The organism is Acinetobacter cumulans (assembly GCF_003024525.3).
In the GTDB taxonomy this organism is placed as follows: domain Bacteria; phylum Pseudomonadota; class Gammaproteobacteria; order Pseudomonadales; family Moraxellaceae; genus Acinetobacter; species Acinetobacter cumulans.
The window spans coordinates 2052113-2068071 of the sequence record NZ_CP035934.2 but is presented as its reverse complement, the minus strand read 5'-3'; the positions used below and the strand labels follow the sequence as shown (position 1 = coordinate 2068071).

At 39.9% G+C, this 15959-nt stretch carries 17 protein-coding genes and 1 other RNA gene; 11 read left to right on the top strand and 7 right to left on the bottom strand.

What is annotated here, in order from left to right; all coding sequences use genetic code 11:
• Positions 1 to 2: 2 nt before the first annotated feature.
• The 8 genes from C9E88_RS09850 to lpxA are packed head-to-tail and all read left to right on the top strand — an operon-like array spanning position 3 to position 8819.
• On the top strand, positions 3 to 827 hold the full coding sequence (locus C9E88_RS09850; protein WP_106984830.1) for a phosphatidate cytidylyltransferase: 825 nt from the start codon (positions 3 to 5) through the stop codon (positions 825 to 827).
• Positions 828 to 2024: a 1-deoxy-D-xylulose-5-phosphate reductoisomerase gene (gene ispC / locus C9E88_RS09845; protein ID WP_106984829.1), complete on the top strand. Its 1197-nt coding sequence runs from the start codon at positions 828 to 830 to the stop codon at positions 2022 to 2024.
• Position 2025: 1 nt separating this feature from the next.
• Entirely contained in the window at positions 2026 to 3381 is a 1356-nt protein-coding gene (gene rseP, locus C9E88_RS09840) for an RIP metalloprotease RseP (RefSeq protein ID WP_106984828.1), read from the top strand.
• A 41-nt stretch (positions 3382 to 3422) separates the two neighbouring features.
• Positions 3423 to 5930: an outer membrane protein assembly factor BamA gene (gene bamA / locus C9E88_RS09835; RefSeq protein ID WP_106984827.1), complete on the top strand. Its 2508-nt coding sequence runs from the start codon at positions 3423 to 3425 to the stop codon at positions 5928 to 5930.
• A gap of 36 nt (positions 5931 to 5966) precedes the next feature.
• Positions 5967 to 6467: an OmpH/Skp family outer membrane protein gene (locus tag C9E88_RS09830; protein WP_106984842.1), complete on the top strand. Its 501-nt coding sequence runs from the start codon at positions 5967 to 5969 to the stop codon at positions 6465 to 6467.
• 3 nt (positions 6468 to 6470) lie between these two features.
• Positions 6471 to 7544 (top strand): UDP-3-O-(3-hydroxymyristoyl)glucosamine N-acyltransferase, encoded by a 1074-nt coding sequence (gene lpxD / locus C9E88_RS09825; protein WP_106984826.1) that lies wholly within the window; start codon positions 6471 to 6473, stop codon positions 7542 to 7544.
• Between the two features lie 4 nt (positions 7545 to 7548).
• Positions 7549 to 8034 (top strand): 3-hydroxyacyl-ACP dehydratase FabZ, encoded by a 486-nt coding sequence (gene fabZ, locus C9E88_RS09820; protein WP_171356300.1) that lies wholly within the window; start codon positions 7549 to 7551, stop codon positions 8032 to 8034.
• On the top strand, positions 8031 to 8819 hold the full coding sequence (gene lpxA, locus C9E88_RS09815; RefSeq protein WP_106984824.1) for an acyl-ACP--UDP-N-acetylglucosamine O-acyltransferase: 789 nt from the start codon (positions 8031 to 8033) through the stop codon (positions 8817 to 8819). Before fabZ ends, lpxA begins: the two co-directional genes overlap by 4 nt.
• A 91-nt stretch (positions 8820 to 8910) precedes the next feature.
• On the opposite strand, the gene C9E88_RS09810 is transcribed toward lpxA, so the two are convergent.
• On the bottom strand, positions 8911 to 9807 hold the full coding sequence (locus tag C9E88_RS09810) for a YbgF trimerization domain-containing protein (protein ID WP_106984823.1): 897 nt from the start codon (positions 9805 to 9807) through the stop codon (positions 8911 to 8913).
• A gap of 291 nt (positions 9808 to 10098) precedes the next feature.
• Here C9E88_RS09810 and ffs point away from each other — a divergent pair.
• Positions 10099 to 10195, top strand: an RNA gene (gene ffs / locus C9E88_RS09805) — signal recognition particle sRNA small type.
• A gap of 67 nt (positions 10196 to 10262) precedes the next feature.
• Here the strand turns inward: ffs and C9E88_RS09800 are convergent.
• The 4 genes from C9E88_RS09800 to C9E88_RS09785 form a co-directional block, all read right to left on the bottom strand.
• On the bottom strand, positions 10263 to 10886 hold the full coding sequence (locus C9E88_RS09800) for a regulatory protein RecX (RefSeq protein ID WP_106984822.1): 624 nt from the start codon (positions 10884 to 10886) through the stop codon (positions 10263 to 10265).
• Between the two features lie 76 nt (positions 10887 to 10962).
• Positions 10963 to 12006, bottom strand: a complete 1044-nt coding sequence (recA, locus tag C9E88_RS09795; RefSeq protein WP_106984821.1) for a recombinase RecA — start codon at positions 12004 to 12006, stop codon at positions 10963 to 10965.
• 140 nt (positions 12007 to 12146) lie between these two features.
• Positions 12147 to 12593 (bottom strand): RNA-binding S4 domain-containing protein, encoded by a 447-nt coding sequence (locus C9E88_RS09790; protein ID WP_106984820.1) that lies wholly within the window; start codon positions 12591 to 12593, stop codon positions 12147 to 12149.
• Positions 12586 to 13272, bottom strand: coding sequence for an HAD-IA family hydrolase (locus C9E88_RS09785; protein ID WP_106984819.1), 687 nt, complete (start codon positions 13270 to 13272; stop codon positions 12586 to 12588). The genes C9E88_RS09790 and C9E88_RS09785 overlap by 8 nt, the downstream gene beginning before the upstream one ends.
• 14 nt (positions 13273 to 13286) lie before the next feature.
• Here C9E88_RS09785 and C9E88_RS09780 point away from each other — a divergent pair, with 14 nt between their 5' ends.
• Together C9E88_RS09780 and C9E88_RS09775 are read left to right on the top strand one after the other, a co-directional pair.
• On the top strand, positions 13287 to 14135 hold the full coding sequence (locus tag C9E88_RS09780; RefSeq protein WP_106984818.1) for a 3'(2'),5'-bisphosphate nucleotidase CysQ family protein: 849 nt from the start codon (positions 13287 to 13289) through the stop codon (positions 14133 to 14135).
• A gap of 53 nt (positions 14136 to 14188) precedes the next feature.
• Positions 14189 to 14923: a histidine phosphatase family protein gene (locus C9E88_RS09775; RefSeq protein WP_106984817.1), complete on the top strand. Its 735-nt coding sequence runs from the start codon at positions 14189 to 14191 to the stop codon at positions 14921 to 14923.
• 102 nt (positions 14924 to 15025) lie between these two features.
• Here C9E88_RS09775 and C9E88_RS09770 read toward each other — a convergent pair whose 3' ends face one another.
• Entirely contained in the window at positions 15026 to 15466 is a 441-nt protein-coding gene (locus C9E88_RS09770) for a hypothetical protein (protein WP_106984816.1), read from the bottom strand.
• A gap of 188 nt (positions 15467 to 15654) precedes the next feature.
• Positions 15655 to 15921: a 30S ribosomal protein S20 gene (rpsT, locus tag C9E88_RS09765; protein ID WP_106984815.1), complete on the bottom strand. Its 267-nt coding sequence runs from the start codon at positions 15919 to 15921 to the stop codon at positions 15655 to 15657.
• Positions 15922 to 15959 lie beyond the last annotated feature (38 nt).

Genomic DNA, 15959 nt, shown 5'->3' with positions numbered 1-15959 from the left:
AAATGTTAGAGCGGATTATTACCGCATTGGTGCTAGTTGCGGTTGTACTGAGCTGTATGTTTGCTTCGTCTTCGCATTACCCAATGTTTGTGCTGATGATCATTGCAGCTGGGGTTGCTGGCTATGAGTGGTTTAAACTCATGCCTAAAAAATCTAAGAATGTAAATAAACTGCTTGCATGGGGCTATGGTTTAGTCACTGCTGCGATTTCTACCTTAGCATTAAGCTATAATGATGTGGCTTTATTACTTTGGGCAGCCTCGATTTTGACGTGGTTGCTCAGTGTTTATTGGGTGAAATCTTATCCAGAATATGACGGTTGGTATAATCCAACGCTTAAAGTCATAGGTTTGGTTTTGGTTTCAGCTGCTGTTACAGCCATTTTCTCTGTTTGGCAGAGCTCACCGTGGTGGCTCATGTACTTATTCCTGTTGGTTTGGGGTGCAGACAGTGGTGCTTACTTCGTAGGACGTAAGCTGGGTAAAAAGAAACTCGCACCCGATGTGAGTCCAAACAAATCTTTAGAAGGTTTGTATGGTGGTGTGTTTACTGCAATGTTAATCGTGGTTGTAGTTGAGGTGGTTTATCTTGACTTAAGCTTAGCAGAACATGCTTTATTCCTTATTTTATCTGTGATTACCGTATTTAGCTCAGTATTGGGTGATTTATTTGAATCGATGATTAAACGTCGTGCTGGCATTAAGGATTCGGGTCGAATTCTTCCTGGTCATGGCGGTGTGCTCGATCGAATTGACTCATTATTGGCTGCTGCCCCAATTTTTGCTGCGGGCATATATGTTTTAAAACTTCTTGGCGTAGATTTATAAATGTCTCAATCTGTTTGTATATTGGGTGCAACAGGGTCGATAGGTCAAAGTACCTTGAAAATCTTGGCGCAACATTCACAAGAGTATTCCGTTTTTGCAGTGACTGCGCAGAGCAGACTTGCAGAGCTGGTAGAAATTTGCAAACAGTACCGACCGAGATTCGCTGTTGTACCATCCTCTAAAGTAGATGAATTACGACAGCTCCTTGTGGCAGAGCAATTGGCTGACATCGAAATTTTGGCTGATGAAGCAGGCTTAATTGCTGTTGCTTCACATTCAGATGTTGATGTGGTGATGGCAGCAATCGTTGGTGCGGCTGGTCTGCTTCCGACTTTAGCTGCTGTAAAGGCAGGTAAGCGAGTTTTACTTGCCAACAAAGAAGCATTGGTGATGTCGGGCGATATCATGATGCAAGCTGCTTTGGATCATCATGCGACACTATTGCCTGTAGATTCTGAGCACAATGCTATTTTTCAGTGCTTACCTCAAAATTATTTTCAGGCCGAACGAAATGGTCAACCTAAACTGGGTGTGTCCAATATTTTACTGACCGCGTCTGGTGGTCCATTTCTAAACCATAGCCTAGAACAATTACATTCGGTGACACCTGCGCAAGCATGTAAACATCCAAATTGGTCTATGGGGCAAAAAATATCTGTAGATTCTGCTACGTTGATGAATAAAGGTTTAGAGTTGATCGAAGCCTGCCATTTATTTTCAATTGAAGAACATTTTGTAACAGTTGTTGTGCATCCACAGAGTATCATCCACTCTATGGTGCAATATGTAGATGGTTCGACCTTGGCACAAATGGGTAATCCAGATATGTGTACGCCAATTGCACATGCTTTGGCTTGGCCTGAACGCATACAAACGCATGTTCCAGCATTAAATGTATTTACACATTCGCAATTAAATTTTGTTGAGCCTGATACAACTCGATTCCCTGCGCTTCAATTGGCACGTCAAGCTATGAAAGTAGGTGGAACTACACCTGCGATTTTAAATGCAGCCAATGAAATTGCGGTGGATGCATTTTTAAAGCAAAAAATTGGATTTATGCAGATCCCTGCGATTGTTGAGCAAACATTGAATCAACTGGCACATCAGGCTGCAAACAATCTGGATGTGATTTTACAAGCAGATGCTGAAGCGCGTGCAATTGCACAACAATTGGTGACCAATAAAGGAAGTTAGTATGAGCGCCTTGTTTATTATTGTGGCTGCAATTCTGTTGTTGGGGCCCTTAATTGCAATACATGAGTTTGGTCATTATTTTGTTGCACGTAAACTTGGCGTAAAAGTGTTGGTTTATTCCATTGGGTTTGGGCCAACTATTCTGAAATGGACTTCTAAGAAATCAGGGATTCAATACCAGCTTTCGGCATTGCCATTAGGTGGCTATGTCAAAATGCTAGATGAGCGTGAAGGCAATGTTGCAGAAGAGGATTTACCTTTTGCATTTAACCGTCAGCATCCTTGGAAGCGAATTGCAATTGTAGCTGCTGGGCCATTAATTAATTTGGCCTTAGCCGTGGTTTTGTTTTGGGTACTTTTTTTACCTGCACAAGAGCAATTAAATACACGTGTAGGTAAAGTGTTGCCAAATACACCTGCTGCAACAATGCAGATGCATACAGGTGACAAAATTACTGCAATTGATGGTACACCTGTAAGTACATGGGAAAAGCTCAATTATGCGTTGGTTGACCGTGTAGGTGAAACAGGCAGTATTTTGGTGACAGCGGATCGTGCTGGAGAAGTCAAAAACTTTCAATTGCCTATCCAAGGTTTTCTTAAAGATCAATCTGAATCACCTTTAGATATTTTAGGTTTTGTTCCATACCGTCCAGTAATTCCAGCGACTGTCACAAAATTGAGTGATGATGGGGCTGCGATTCGCCAAGGCATGAAGGCTGGAGATCGTATTGTTGCGATTGATGGTCAAAAGATGAATGATTGGTTTGATGTGGTACAAGTGGTAAAAGGATCACCAGAAAAGTTATTAAAGATTGATGTATTGCGGGATCAAAAAATTGTGCATTTAGAAGTAATGCCACAAGGTCAACGCGATAATATGGGTAAAGTCACAGGTGTGCTTGGGGTGCAAAGTGACCCTGGTAAAGTTGTGATTCCTGCAGAATATAAGCAAACAATTCAATACACACCAGTTGAAGCGTTTACAATGGCGCTAGATAAAACAGGTCAACTTTCGAGTATGATTCTGAACTCCATTGTAAAAATGGTTCGAGGTATGATTGGTTTAGATAACTTATCTGGCCCAATCACGATTGCAAAAGTGGCAGGCCAAAGTGCAGAAATGGGTTGGCAAACCTTTATCTCATTTATGGCACTCATGAGTGTGAGTTTGGGAATTTTAAACTTATTACCTATTCCGATGCTGGATGGTGGTCATTTAGTTTACTATTTTATTGAATTAATTCGTGGTAAACCTGTTTCTGAACAAATACAATTGGTTGGACTGAAAATTGGTATGGTACTGCTGGGTAGCATGATGCTACTCGCACTCTTCAATGATTTTATGCGTTTATAAGCGTAGATGACGAAATAAATTTAACAGCGGAAAAGACTGGCATGCAGCACACACATTTATTTATGCCTTTGGCACTCGTTAGTGCAATGGCAGCTACACAACAAATATATGCAGCGGATGATTTTGTAGTACAAGATGTAAAAGTAAACGGACTTGTCCGTTTAACACCAGAAAGTGTGTATGGCATGTTGCCAGTCACTAGTGGTGATCGTGTCAGCGATTCTTCAATAGCAAATGCAATTCGTACTTTATACGCAACAGGACTTTTTGATGATATTAAAACATCACAAGAAGGCAATAACCTGATATTTACAGTTGTAGAACGTCCTGTTATTTCTAAAATTGAGTTAAAAGGCAATAAGCTGATTCCTAAAGAAGCCTTGGAAGAAGGCTTAAAAAAAATGGGTCTAGCTGAAGGCGAAGTACTGAAAAAGTCTGCATTGCAAATTGTTGAGACTGAGCTTGAACAGCAATATATGCAACAAGGCCGCTATGATGCTGATGTTAAAGTAACAACGACTGCAAAACCAAATAACCGTGTTGATCTTTTACTGGAATTTACTGAAGGTAAAGCTGCAAAAGTTTTTGATATTAATATTATTGGTAATACAGTATTTAAAGATGCTGATATCAAGCAAGCCTTTGCTGTGAAAGAAAGTGGTTGGGCATCTGTTGTTTCACGTAATGACCGTTATGCACGTGAAAAAATGGCAGCCAGCCTTGAATCATTGCGCGCAATGTATTTGAACAAAGGCTACATCAATTTCAATATTACCAATTCAAGTTTGAACTTGAGTGAAGACAAAAAGAACGTCTTTATTGAAGTATCAGTAGATGAAGGTGAGCAGTTTAAATTTGGCGAAACTAAATTCTTAGGTGATGCGCTTTACTCTGAAAAAGACCTTCAAGCATTACAAATTTATAAATCGGATGAGCTGTATTCACAAGAAAAAGTGAACGCAGTGAAGCAACTATTACTGCGTAAGTATGGTAACTCTGGTTATTACTATGCTGAAGTCAATGTGGTGCCACAAATCAACAATGAAACAAAACAAGTTGATTTAAACTACTACATTAATCCAGGTCAGCAAGTTACAGTTCGACGCATTAACTTTACCGGGAATAGTAAAACTGCGGATTCTGTATTGCGTCGTGAAATGCGTCAGATGGAAGGTGCATTGGCAAGCAATGAAAAAATTGATTTGTCAAAAGTACGTTTAGAGCGTACTGGCTTCTTTAAAACTGTAGATATTAAACCTGCCCGTGTACCAAATTCACCAGACCAAGTGGACTTAAACATTAATGTTGAAGAACAGCACTCAGGTACAAGTACACTTGCTGTTGGTTTCTCGCAAAGTGGCGGTGTGACTTTCCAAGCAGGTTTAAGTCAAACTAACTTCTTGGGAACAGGTAACTCAGTTGCGATTGATTTATCACGTTCAGAAACACAAGATTACTATAACTTAAGTGTTACAGACCCGTACTTCACTATTGATGGTGTACGTCGTGGTTATAACATGTACTACCGTAAAACCAAGCTAAACAATGACTATAACGTAAACAACTACGTTACAGACAGTTTTGGTGGTGGTATTAACTTTGGCTATCCAATTGATGAAAACCAAAGTATTAGTGCTGGTTTAAACATTGATAGTACTAAAGTGACAGCAGGTGCGTATGTATCAACTTATGTGCGAGACTACTTATTAGCCAATGGTGGTAAGACCACAAATACTTCAACCTATTGTTTGGTTGAATTGGAAAAAGATCCAACTACAGGTGAAATGGTATGTCCACCTGGTAAATTGTCACCGAAGTATGGCTCAGCATTTGAGGGTGATTTCCTAACCTATAACTTAAACTTAGGTTGGTCATATAACACATTAAACCGTCCAATGTTCCCAACCAGCGGTATGTCACATCGTGTGAATGCTGAAATTGCGGTACCGGGCAGTGATGTTGAATATCAAAAACTAACTTATGATGCGCAAGCCTTCTTCCCGCTGGGTAAAGACTTTGTATTACGTGGTTATGGTAAGTTGGGTTATGGTAATGATTTACCGTTCTTTAAAAACTTCTATGCAGGTGGTTTTGGTTCGGTACGTGGTTATGATAATAGTACTTTAGGCCCTAAATATCCTGGCGTTCAATACAGTGAAACACATCAGAAAGATTGGGATCCTGAAGAAGTTGGTGGTAATGCCTTGGTGCAATTTGGTACAGAGCTAGTGCTTCCAATGCCTTTTAAAGGTGATTGGGCACGTCAAGTTCGTCCTGTATTGTTTGCTGAGGGTGCACAAGTCTTTGATACACAGTGTAATGTGTCATCAGAAAAGATTTATCTCGATGCAACACTTGCAGTGGATGCTAAAAAGTACTGTGAAGACAATTTTGGCTTTGATGCAAAAAATATGCGTTATAGCGTAGGTGCAGGCTTTACATGGATTACCATGATTGGTCCATTATCGTTGAGCTATGCATTCCCATTGAATGAAAAAGCAGGCGATAACACGAAGAATATCCAGTTTGAAATTGGCCGTACGTTCTAAGTACGGTCCATTTCGGAATAAGTGATGGAAGTTAAAATGAAAATAATACTTAAAAGCCTATTCGCCCTTAGCGTATTGGGCTCTACTGCTGTACATGCCGCAGGCTATGGTGTGGTAGATCTAGAGCGTATTGTTGAGCAAAGTGCATATTTGAAACAGCAAAATATGTCTTTTCAGCAACAAATTAAGCCCCAAACAACACAGATTGAAAATCTGAGCAAAGAGCTTGAAGCTATGCAATTAAAAGCACAACAAAGTGCAAATAAATTGTCAGATGCGGAAAAGCAAAAACTTGCTCAGCAATATCAAACTAAGTTAAGCACTTTAAATGCTTTGCAGCAAAAAGTTCAAGCTACGGTACAGTCGAATATTCAATCGATTAACCAAGTTATGGACTCAAGAATTAAGCAAGCAGCTGAACAATTGCGGAAGGAAAATAATCTGGACGTGGTTTTGAATAAAAATTCAGCGTTAGCTTATGACGCTAAGTATGATTTAACTGATAAAATGATTCAAAAGGTTAATGCAATTAAGTAATCGATGAATCCTGAACAGTTAAGTTTAAAACAGCTCGCCGGCCTCGTGCAAGGCGAAGCTGTTGGTAATGCAGATTTACGACCCAAAGGTTTGGCTAGCCTTGAGCATGCACAGCCAGAGCATATCGCATTTGTAAATGCAGAAAAATATCTTGATCAAGCTAATCAATCTCAAGCCGGCGCACTGATTGTCACGGCAGAGCTTAAAGCACATCTCAATTCAGCCCAGCAAAACTTTATTGTGGTGGCTAATCCATATCTTGCCTTTGCCATATTGACCCATGTGTTTGAAAAAAAGAACACAAAAACGGGTATTGAAGCGACAGCCCAAATCCATCCATCTGCCATGATTGCCGAAACAGCCTATATTGGTCACTATGTTGTCATTGGTGAGCATTGTGTTGTGGGTGAGCATACTGTTATTCAAGCACATGCAACTTTAGATGATGATGTTGAGGTGGGGAGGGATTGCCTAATTGAATCACATGTTACCTTAATGGGTGCGTGCAAATTGGGTGATCGTGTTCGTATTCATGCAAATACAGTGATTGGTAGTGAAGGTTTTGGCTTTGCACCTTATCAAGGCAAATGGAACCGAATTGCACAATTAGGTTCAGTACGTATCGCAAATGACGTACGTATTGGGTCAAATTGCAGTGTTGATCGTGGTGCAATGGATGACACAATTTTGGAAGAAGGTGTCATTATCGATAACCTTGTGCAAATCGCACATAATGTTCATATAGGTGCGCATTCGGCTTTAGCTGCAAATATTGCAATCGCAGGTAGCACAACCATTGGCAAAAATTGTATCATTGGTGGTGCTAGTGCAGTCTCAGGGCACCTTAAAATTGCGGATAATGTGACTTTGACAGGAATGTCAATGGTGACAAATAATATTTCTGAAGCTGGAAAGTATTCTTCTGGTACAGCGTTGTTTGAAAATCAGAAATGGAAACGCACAGTTGTTCGTATGAGACAATTAGCAGATGTGCCATTGACCCAGCTGGTCAAACGACTTGATCATATGCAAGCTCAAATTGAGTCCCTTGAATCAACTTTTAAACTGCGTAAATAATATGATGACTGAGTCGAATACACCTGCATTCACGAAACCAGAGTTGCCAATGAGTGCACAAAAAATTCGTGAATATCTTCCACACCGCTATCCATTTTTGTTGGTTGATCGTGTTACTGATATCACTGAAAATAGCATTGTTGGTTATAAAAACGTTTCAATCAATGAAGAGTTTTTACAGGGACATTTCCCAGAATTTCCGATTATGCCGGGTGTGTTAATTGTTGAAGCAATGGCGCAAATTTCAGGTATTCTTGGCTTCGTAATGAACAATAAATTACCAACACCGGGTAATCTATTTTTATTTGCTGGTGCCGAGAAAGTGCGTTTTAAAAAGCCAGTCGTTCCAGGTGATCAATTGGTGTTAAAATCTGAACTTGTCATGCAAAAACGTGGTATTTACAAATATAATTGTATTGCTACTGTGGATGGCATAGTCGCAGCAACTGCGGAAATTATGATTTCGCATCAGAAAATAGAGCAAGCATGAGTAATAACGAATTCATTCATCCCACCGCTATTATTGACTCATCAGCAGTCATTGCTCCAGATGTGAAAATTGGCCCTTATTGTATTATTGGTCCAAATGTCACAATTGGTGCGGGCACCCAACTGCATTCACATGTTGTGGTTGGTGGTTATACCCGTATTGGTGAATACAATGAAATTTTCCAATTCGCAAGTGTTGGAGAAGTCTGTCAAGACTTAAAATATGCAGGGGAAGAAACTTGGTTGGAAATTGGTGACCACAATTCGATTCGTGAGCATTGCAGCTTGCATCGTGGCACAGTTCAAGATCAAGGTCTGACAAAAGTGGGTAGTCATAACCTATTAATGGTGAATACACATATTGCACATGATTGTGTGGTCGGTGATCACAATATCTTTGCAAACAATGTAGGTGTTGCAGGGCATGTGCACGTGGGCGACTATGTTGTAATTGGGGGTAACTCAGGTATTCACCAATTCTGTAAAATTGATTCTTACAGTATGATTGGTGGTGCATCACTTATTTTGAAAGATGTCCCAGCGTATGTCATGGTGTCAGGAAATCCTGCACATGCATTTGCAATGAATATCGAAGGCATGCGTCGTAAGGGTTGGTCGAAGAACGTGATTCAAGGTCTTCGAGAAGCATTTAAGTTGATTTATAAATCAGGCTTAACCACGCAAGAAGCTTTAGATAAAATTCGTGCAGAGATTTTACCTGAAGTATCTGAAGCGCAATTACTAATTGATTCATTAGAGCAGTCAAAACGTGGTATTACACGTTAAGCTTTAATCTAAAAAAGACCGCCATGAGGCGGTCTTTTTTATGGGTGTTTAACAGAAAATTTAACGTACATTATCTGCTATAACATCTAAATTATTTAAAGTATTTGGCTTCTTCAGACTGCGGGTAGCTCTTAAGTAACTTTTGTTTGTACTGCGTTGCTTGTGCTGTGTTGTGATCGACATCTTTTGCAATGCTATACAGCTGATAAAGTGCTCTAGAAGCACGTGCTGAATTTGGGTATTGGTTTGCGACAATGCTGTAATTTCGCTTAGCCTCGCTAAAATTAGATGGCTCTATCGCAACGTTAAACTCGGCCAGCCAGAAATGAGCATTACTGATATAAACGCTGTTTGGATTGTTTTTGATAAAGTTTTGCATTGGTGCAATGGCTTTTTTAGCTCCGCCTTGTTTATAGGCATCTAATGCTACTGTATATGCAGCTTTATCTAACTCATCGGATTTAACTGCAATTGGAGCAGTTTTTGTTGTTGTAGGTGTAACGGTTGATTTTGCAGGAACAACAACAGCCGATGTTTTAATCGTTGGGGTTGGTGTATTGTTCACTGGCGCAGTTTTTAAGGTGTTGCTGGTGCTGGGTGCAGTACCTTGTTGGTTATCCTCCTCGGGCGTAGCGCTTTCTTCTGAAGGCTCTACTTTTTGTTGTAATGTTTCTAGGCGTTGATCCAAATCAGCATAACGGTTATTTAATTCATTTTTAAGTTTTTCAATTTCGTTATCATGCTCTTCAATTTTACCGCGTAAAGTACGAATGTCATTTTCAAGCTGTTGATTTTTCTGCATGAGTTGCCAATTTAGATTGGTGGTTACCGTTTCACCTGAGCCTGTAGAAATAGCGGCTTGTGTATTGTTAGGTGCGTAACTCGCCGAATTTTGGCTTAAACCCCGTGATTCAATTGGAATATTGGCAAAAACGGGTGCGGTGCAGCAAAGAAGCAGTGTGCCGAGCGCATGTTTTTTTAACATAATTTAAGTTCCATATAGTCTTTTCATTAGCTACTCAACTTCAGTTGAGTCAGGCATCATGTTGATTTTCAATAGACACATTAAAAACGCCAACTTCATTAAATGCAATACGCATTTTCATGCTTGTTGTGATGAAAGGTAAATAAAATTCATTATGATGGAGATGGTATTTTTCTAAAAAATCCTTATTTTGATTTAAAAATAATCAAACGAATAAATGGTTTAGCTAATTTATGTCAGAGTGCTTGCAAGTTTAATAAAAATCTCTATACTCTGTTCTTGCAATGGTAGCCCTGCTGGTTACTTCGCAATTGTACTCTACGAACCCCGCCAGGACCGGAAGGTAGCAACGGTAGTAGAATTATGATGTGCCGAAGTTTTGCTGGTAGGGTTGCCACCAGTTTCTTTTATTATTATAAAAATTAAATCCTCTCTTTTATTTTCTCAATTTTACTTCTTTAATCAAAGTCTGTATCTGATTTACGTTTAATTGCCTTCATAATCGCATCCATTTCAAAACCTCGATACATTAAGAATCTAATTTGCTTTGCTTTTAGCTTTTGATCTGTCGCCACATCAGTTCCATACTTTTTTACTTTAAGTTCATAGGCCTGCTGTACCCAATCGGTTTCTTTTAGTTCATCTTGTATCAGCTGATGATCAACCTTTTTATTTTTTAATTTCATTTTAATTTGATTCGGGCCTTTGCCTTTACGCATTTGGCTCGAGAGCATCATTTCTGCAACACGCTGGTCGCTCTGATAGTTTTCACGTGAGAGCTCATCGACCAGTGTAATGACCTCATTGCGATCTTCTGCATATAGGGCAAGCTTTTCAATTAATTCGGCTTTAGAGAACTCTTTACGTGTAAGCACAGCAAAGGCGTAGGAGCGTAAGCGTGTGCCTTTTAGTCCGGGCTTAGTTTCCTTCACTGGGTCTGCAAATAAGCCATCTTCTGCTTTAAATGATGGGTTATCTGTTTCTTTGGGGTTATTTTGCGTTGTTGTGGCGGATTCTTCTTCACCAAACTGTTGTTTGAGCGCTTCATAATCGAGGAGTTTAGGAAATTTTGGATCGGTCATATCAAAAGTGGCATATTGCTGAACAATGAAAAACGCCCCGTAGGGCGTTTTATAGTTTAACCTGATTTAGATGTCATTATGCATCTAGAAAATCTGGTTCTTCTTCGTCTTTATCTTCAACAACAGGAGTACCTGTGGTCAGAAGTTGCTCACGGATTAATTTCTCAATCGTTTGTGCTAATTCTGGATGTTCTTCAAGATGGCGAATGGTATTGTTTTTACCTTGGCCAATCTTGTCGCCTTGGTACGAATACCAAGCACCCGCTTTATGTACGATGTCTTGTTGTACAGCAAGATCAATCAATTCACCAAGGTGGTTAACACCTTTGCCGTACAAAATTTGGAATAGTGCTTCACGGAAAGGAGGCGCCATTTTGTTTTTTACTACTTTGACTTTAGTTTCAGAACCGATGATTTCATCACCTTCTTTCACTTGGCCAATACGACGGATATCTAGGCGTACAGATGCATAGAATTTTAATGCATTACCACCAGTTGTAGTTTCTGGGCTACCAAACATCACACCAATTTTCATACGAATTTGGTTAATGAAGATAACCATACAGTTTGAGCGCTTAGCATTACCTGTAATTTTACGTAGTGCTTGGCTCATTAAGCGTGCTTGTAGGCCCATGTGCGAATCGCCCATTTCACCTTCAATTTCAGCACGTGGCGTTAATGCAGCTACAGAATCGACAACGATTAAGTCAATTGCACCAGAACGTACAAGCATGTCTGCGATTTCAAGGGCTTGTTCGCCATTGTCTGGTTGAGAAACCAATAGGTTGTCAATATCTACGCCAAGTTTGCGTGCATATTGAGGGTCAAGTGCATGTTCGGCATCGATAAATGCACATGTACCACCTGCTTTTTGACATTCAGCAATGGCTTGAAGTGTCATGGTGGTTTTACCTGATGATTCAGGACCATAGATTTCAATAATACGGCCTTTTGGTAAGCCACCAATACCTAGCGCAATATCAAGTGTAAGCGAGCCCGTAGACACTGCTTCAACTGCTTGTGTGGTATTGTCGCCTAAGCGCATTACTGTGTTTTTGCCGAATTGCTTTTCAATTTGGCTTAAAGCTGCGTTTAACGCTTTGCTTTTATTATCATCCATCTTACAACCTCAATACGATGTCACTAAACAATATACTCAAGTGGATGTATTTACTTTAAACCTTTTCCACCAGCGTATAGTGACAGAATTCATCCTGATTAACTATACCTATCACAGTGTGTGCGACACATTGTGACGCGTCATTCTACATCATCATGATACGACCATTGCTGGTCAAACATCTGATCATTTTCTTTTTTAAATTTACCAATATCACGACGATCTTTTTTGCTAGGTCGGTGATCTGGTCGAGCTAGATTATGCAACTTTCTTTGTGATGCAAGCAATTCCCGTTTGGCTAAACTCACTTCCGTTTCATCATAAAGTAGCTGAGCAACAGGAGCAGGGCCACGTACATCAGAGAGTGATTTTACTACAACGGTCTTTTTCTCAATGCCTTGTTGAATGGTGAGTTCCATTCCTACACGTACTTCACGTGAGACTTTTACGCGCTCACCATTTTGGTGGACTTTACCACCTTCTATGGCATGTTTAGCAATAGAGCGGGTTTTAAAAAACCGTGCAGCCCAAAGCCATTTGTCTATACGCATTCCAACCGCATCTTCGGCTAGGTTTGACTTACGCATATTTTTTGAGTTCCTCAGCTTGTTGTAAAATAGGGATGAGATCTGTTAATGCATCGAGCATTGGATAATTGAACGAATCGCGTGGTGCTTTATGTGAAGACGGTTGGCGAATACTAAACAAAGCATCTATTCCGTAGCCTTGCGCACTTTTTAAGACTTTTTCCGTATCATCAATAAAATAGCAATGTTTTGGGTTAAAAGGGTGACGTTCATGCAAAGCTTGCCAAAATTCATTAAATTCTTTGGCATGACCGACGGTTTCACTACTGATAATGACATCGAAGTAGGCGGCAAGCCCTGTTTCTTCTAACTTAAAAGCAAGGCCAGCTGTATCAGCATTGGTGGCCAGCCAAATCGGGTACTGATGCTGTTTTAAATATTCGAGTAATGCGATACAGCCTGCACGTTTTGCGACCTTATGTTTCTGTTCAATTTGCATCGCTAGCACATCTACGCCAACTTGTGAGGTCCAAAAGCGTGATGAGTACCATTTTAAGGTATGATTATGTTGTTGATAAAAATTGAATAAAGTCTGAGTGCTTTGCTCTAGACTACATTGGTGTAGCTCGGCATAACGAATGGGTAAGAGCTCATTCCAAATAAAGTCATCGTAGGCAAGATCAAGGAGCGTGCCATCCATATCAAAGATGATCGTTGGCTTTTCTGAATAATTTGACATATATAGGGCATTCTATGTTTAAAACTACAGCAATACCGCAAGACCCGACAATCTTACAGTTGATGCCCATTGTGACACAGGCATGTGAAATTTTGCGAGAAGAATATCGCCAGTATTGTGTCGGTGGTAATTTTGAGGTGCTGAAAAAGTCTGATCAATCACCTGTCACACAGGCGGATTATCGGGTAAATGCTTATATTTGTGAGCAGTTAATGAACTTGTCTGACTTGCCTATTTTGTCAGAAGAAGGTGAGCAGGATTTACGTCGGCAATGGTCTGAGTTTTGGTTACTTGATCCTTTGGATGGAACCAAAGAGTTTTTACATCAACGGCCTGAATTTACCATTAACCTGAGTAAGGTCTCAGGTGCAAATACGGTTTTTGCAATATTGGCCATACCAGGTGCAGGAGATGTTTATATCTGCCCAGAACAGGGAATGCCTCTAAAATATAATATTGATAGCCAACAATGGTTTGAATACGATGTTCAAACAACAACTGTAGTGCAGGTTGGTTTAAGTCAAAGCAGTCAAAACAAACCTAAGTATGCAGAATATCTGCAAGCTTTGTCGCAATTGACAGACTATGCGGTATTTAAGGCGGGAAGTGCGTATAAGTTTTGCATGATGCTAGAAGATCGTGTGGATATTTACCCGAGATTTCATCCAACCTGCGAATGGGATACCAGTGCGGGTCAATGTTTGATCGAACGCATTGGTGGTGGCTTACTTGATTTTAAAGGTCGTCCCTTTGTTTATAATCAGCGTGAGAGCTTGTTAAATGGCGGTTTTATCGCTTTTAAAGATGACAATATGAAAAAACTTGCTTTACAGGCACTTGAGTTAATGCAGATCAGCGATTGAGCTAAAAACTGTTCATGCTATAGTAATGCAAACGATTGTGCATTTGATGTGTTATGGCTTTAGATCTGCTTCCTCCTAGTATGCTCAAGGCTCTAGATTTATTGCCTGATGCTAAAACTCCAGTGACTTTATTTACACGACACTCGATTCGTGAAGTGGTTACTGGTCAAGGATTAGCAGGCTATGATTTACAATTGACCAATCAAGGCCGTGATTTGGCACAAGCTTGGGGTGAGTATTTAATTGAAAATACGGACCGGGTTATTGAGCATTGCATTTCAAGTCCTATTCAACGTTGTGTAGATACCGCTGCGCTGATGATTGAGGGTGCGGATGCAAAGTCTGTTGCAGTAAATACGCATCATATTGAAATTATTGAGCAAGGCTTATTGGTCGAGCCAGGAAGTTTTGTTTTAGATATTAAACAGGCAGGCCCATACTTTAAAAAGCAAGGTGCATTAGGCTTTATCAATAGTTTTGTAAATAATGCTTTACCAGGCATGAAACATCCTATTAATGGTGTCGTGGATGTACTGGAATTGATATATAACACGCATCCAAGTAATCATTCGGGTTTAAGCCTAGCGGTGAGCCATGACACGATTTTGGCGGCTATATTGGCGGTTATTTCGGGTAAGCATGGGATTACACGTGAAGAATGGCCAAAGATGATGGAAGGGCTATTTGTGTGGTTTGAGGGAGATATTTTTCTCGAATCCAAGCTGAAGTGGATTTGGCGTGGCCAATTAAATGAACTCAATATTGCAGATTTTCAACCGCAAACCTAATACATGTATTAAAGCGCATTAAAAATCTAGTGCTTCATTCTAAAAGTAATGTAAAAAGCTCAATATATATCTATTGAGCTTTTTTTATAGTTGATGATTCATTTAAATTTTAGCTTTGATTCGTTTTGGATAATCATTCAGGTTAATGTAGCGTCCAGTATCATTTAAAGGCCAAATCGCTGTATTGGTTGCGGTGTTTTGCTGATGAATGCGGCTGTATTTATCAGCGGCAATCAAAGTCGCAATCTCATGCTCAGCAAGGGTATAAGCCTCGACAACCTCTTGCGGGTATTGGGTGCGTTGATAAAACTGGCTTTCTGACTCACCTGAATGTAAGGCAAATATACGTTCAATTGCAGGTAAATAAACGCCATAAGCCAACCATGCATCAACCCCTTGTGAGGCTTGTATTTCGGCTGTGCCTTTCATATTAGAAATGACTTTGGATAAAATATCTTTTTCGCCTTTGGCACTAAAATAGTTGATGTATTGCTGTTCGGTCTGTTGAAATTTTTCAAGTGTGGGTAGAAATTTGTCAATCATGCTATGAATATCCCAAAGGATGGTGTTATCAACATACAATAGATCGATTTGGAATACCATAAAAAAAATATGGGATTATTGGGTTTGGAATGATATTGGTTTGATTTAAATTATGAGGGAATAGCTTGGTTTTTAGATGATACAAAAACAAAAAAAGCCCAAAAATGGGCTTTTTTCACTGCGACAAATTAGTTAGCTAACGCTTTAACTTGTGCATTTAAACGGCTCTTATGACGAGCAGCTTTGTTTTTATGGATGATGCCTTTATCAGCCATACGGTCGATTACAGGTACAGCTTTTTTGTAAGCTTCTGTAGCAACAGCATAGTCACCAGCAGCAATAGCAGCTACTGTACGTTTAAGATAAGTACGAACCATAGAACGTAAGCTAGCGTTGTGTTTACGTGCTTTAACGTTTTGACGAGCACGTTTTTTTGCTTGAGCAGAGTTTGCCACTCGTGCACTCCTTGAATTAGATTGGTCTGGGCGGGCTG

What these genes read in the sequence shown, in the direction of transcription:
- lpxD (WP_106984826.1), top strand. Translation starts at nt 6,471, where the DNA reads ATGAATCCTGAACAGTTAAGTTTAAAACAGCTCGCCGGCCTCGTGCAA.
- lpxA (WP_106984824.1), top strand. Translation starts at nt 8,031, where the DNA reads ATGAGTAATAACGAATTCATTCATCCCACCGCTATTATTGACTCATCA.
- C9E88_RS09780 (WP_106984818.1), top strand. Translation starts at nt 13,287, where the DNA reads ATGTTTAAAACTACAGCAATACCGCAAGACCCGACAATCTTACAGTTG.
- rseP (WP_106984828.1), top strand. Translation starts at nt 2,026, where the DNA reads ATGAGCGCCTTGTTTATTATTGTGGCTGCAATTCTGTTGTTGGGGCCC.
- C9E88_RS09775 (WP_106984817.1), top strand. Translation starts at nt 14,189, where the DNA reads ATGGCTTTAGATCTGCTTCCTCCTAGTATGCTCAAGGCTCTAGATTTA.
- C9E88_RS09770 (WP_106984816.1), bottom strand. Translation starts at nt 15,466, where the DNA reads ATGATTGACAAATTTCTACCCACACTTGAAAAATTTCAACAGACCGAA.
- bamA (WP_106984827.1), top strand. Translation starts at nt 3,423, where the DNA reads ATGCAGCACACACATTTATTTATGCCTTTGGCACTCGTTAGTGCAATG.
- C9E88_RS09850 (WP_106984830.1), top strand. Translation starts at nt 3, where the DNA reads ATGTTAGAGCGGATTATTACCGCATTGGTGCTAGTTGCGGTTGTACTG.
- fabZ (WP_171356300.1), top strand. Translation starts at nt 7,549, where the DNA reads ATGACTGAGTCGAATACACCTGCATTCACGAAACCAGAGTTGCCAATG.
- C9E88_RS09830 (WP_106984842.1), top strand. Translation starts at nt 5,967, where the DNA reads ATGAAAATAATACTTAAAAGCCTATTCGCCCTTAGCGTATTGGGCTCT.
- C9E88_RS09785 (WP_106984819.1), bottom strand. Translation starts at nt 13,272, where the DNA reads ATGTCAAATTATTCAGAAAAGCCAACGATCATCTTTGATATGGATGGC.
- ispC (WP_106984829.1), top strand. Translation starts at nt 828, where the DNA reads ATGTCTCAATCTGTTTGTATATTGGGTGCAACAGGGTCGATAGGTCAA.
- C9E88_RS09800 (WP_106984822.1), bottom strand. Translation starts at nt 10,886, where the DNA reads ATGACCGATCCAAAATTTCCTAAACTCCTCGATTATGAAGCGCTCAAA.
- C9E88_RS09790 (WP_106984820.1), bottom strand. Translation starts at nt 12,593, where the DNA reads ATGCGTAAGTCAAACCTAGCCGAAGATGCGGTTGGAATGCGTATAGAC.
- recA (WP_106984821.1), bottom strand. Translation starts at nt 12,006, where the DNA reads ATGGATGATAATAAAAGCAAAGCGTTAAACGCAGCTTTAAGCCAAATT.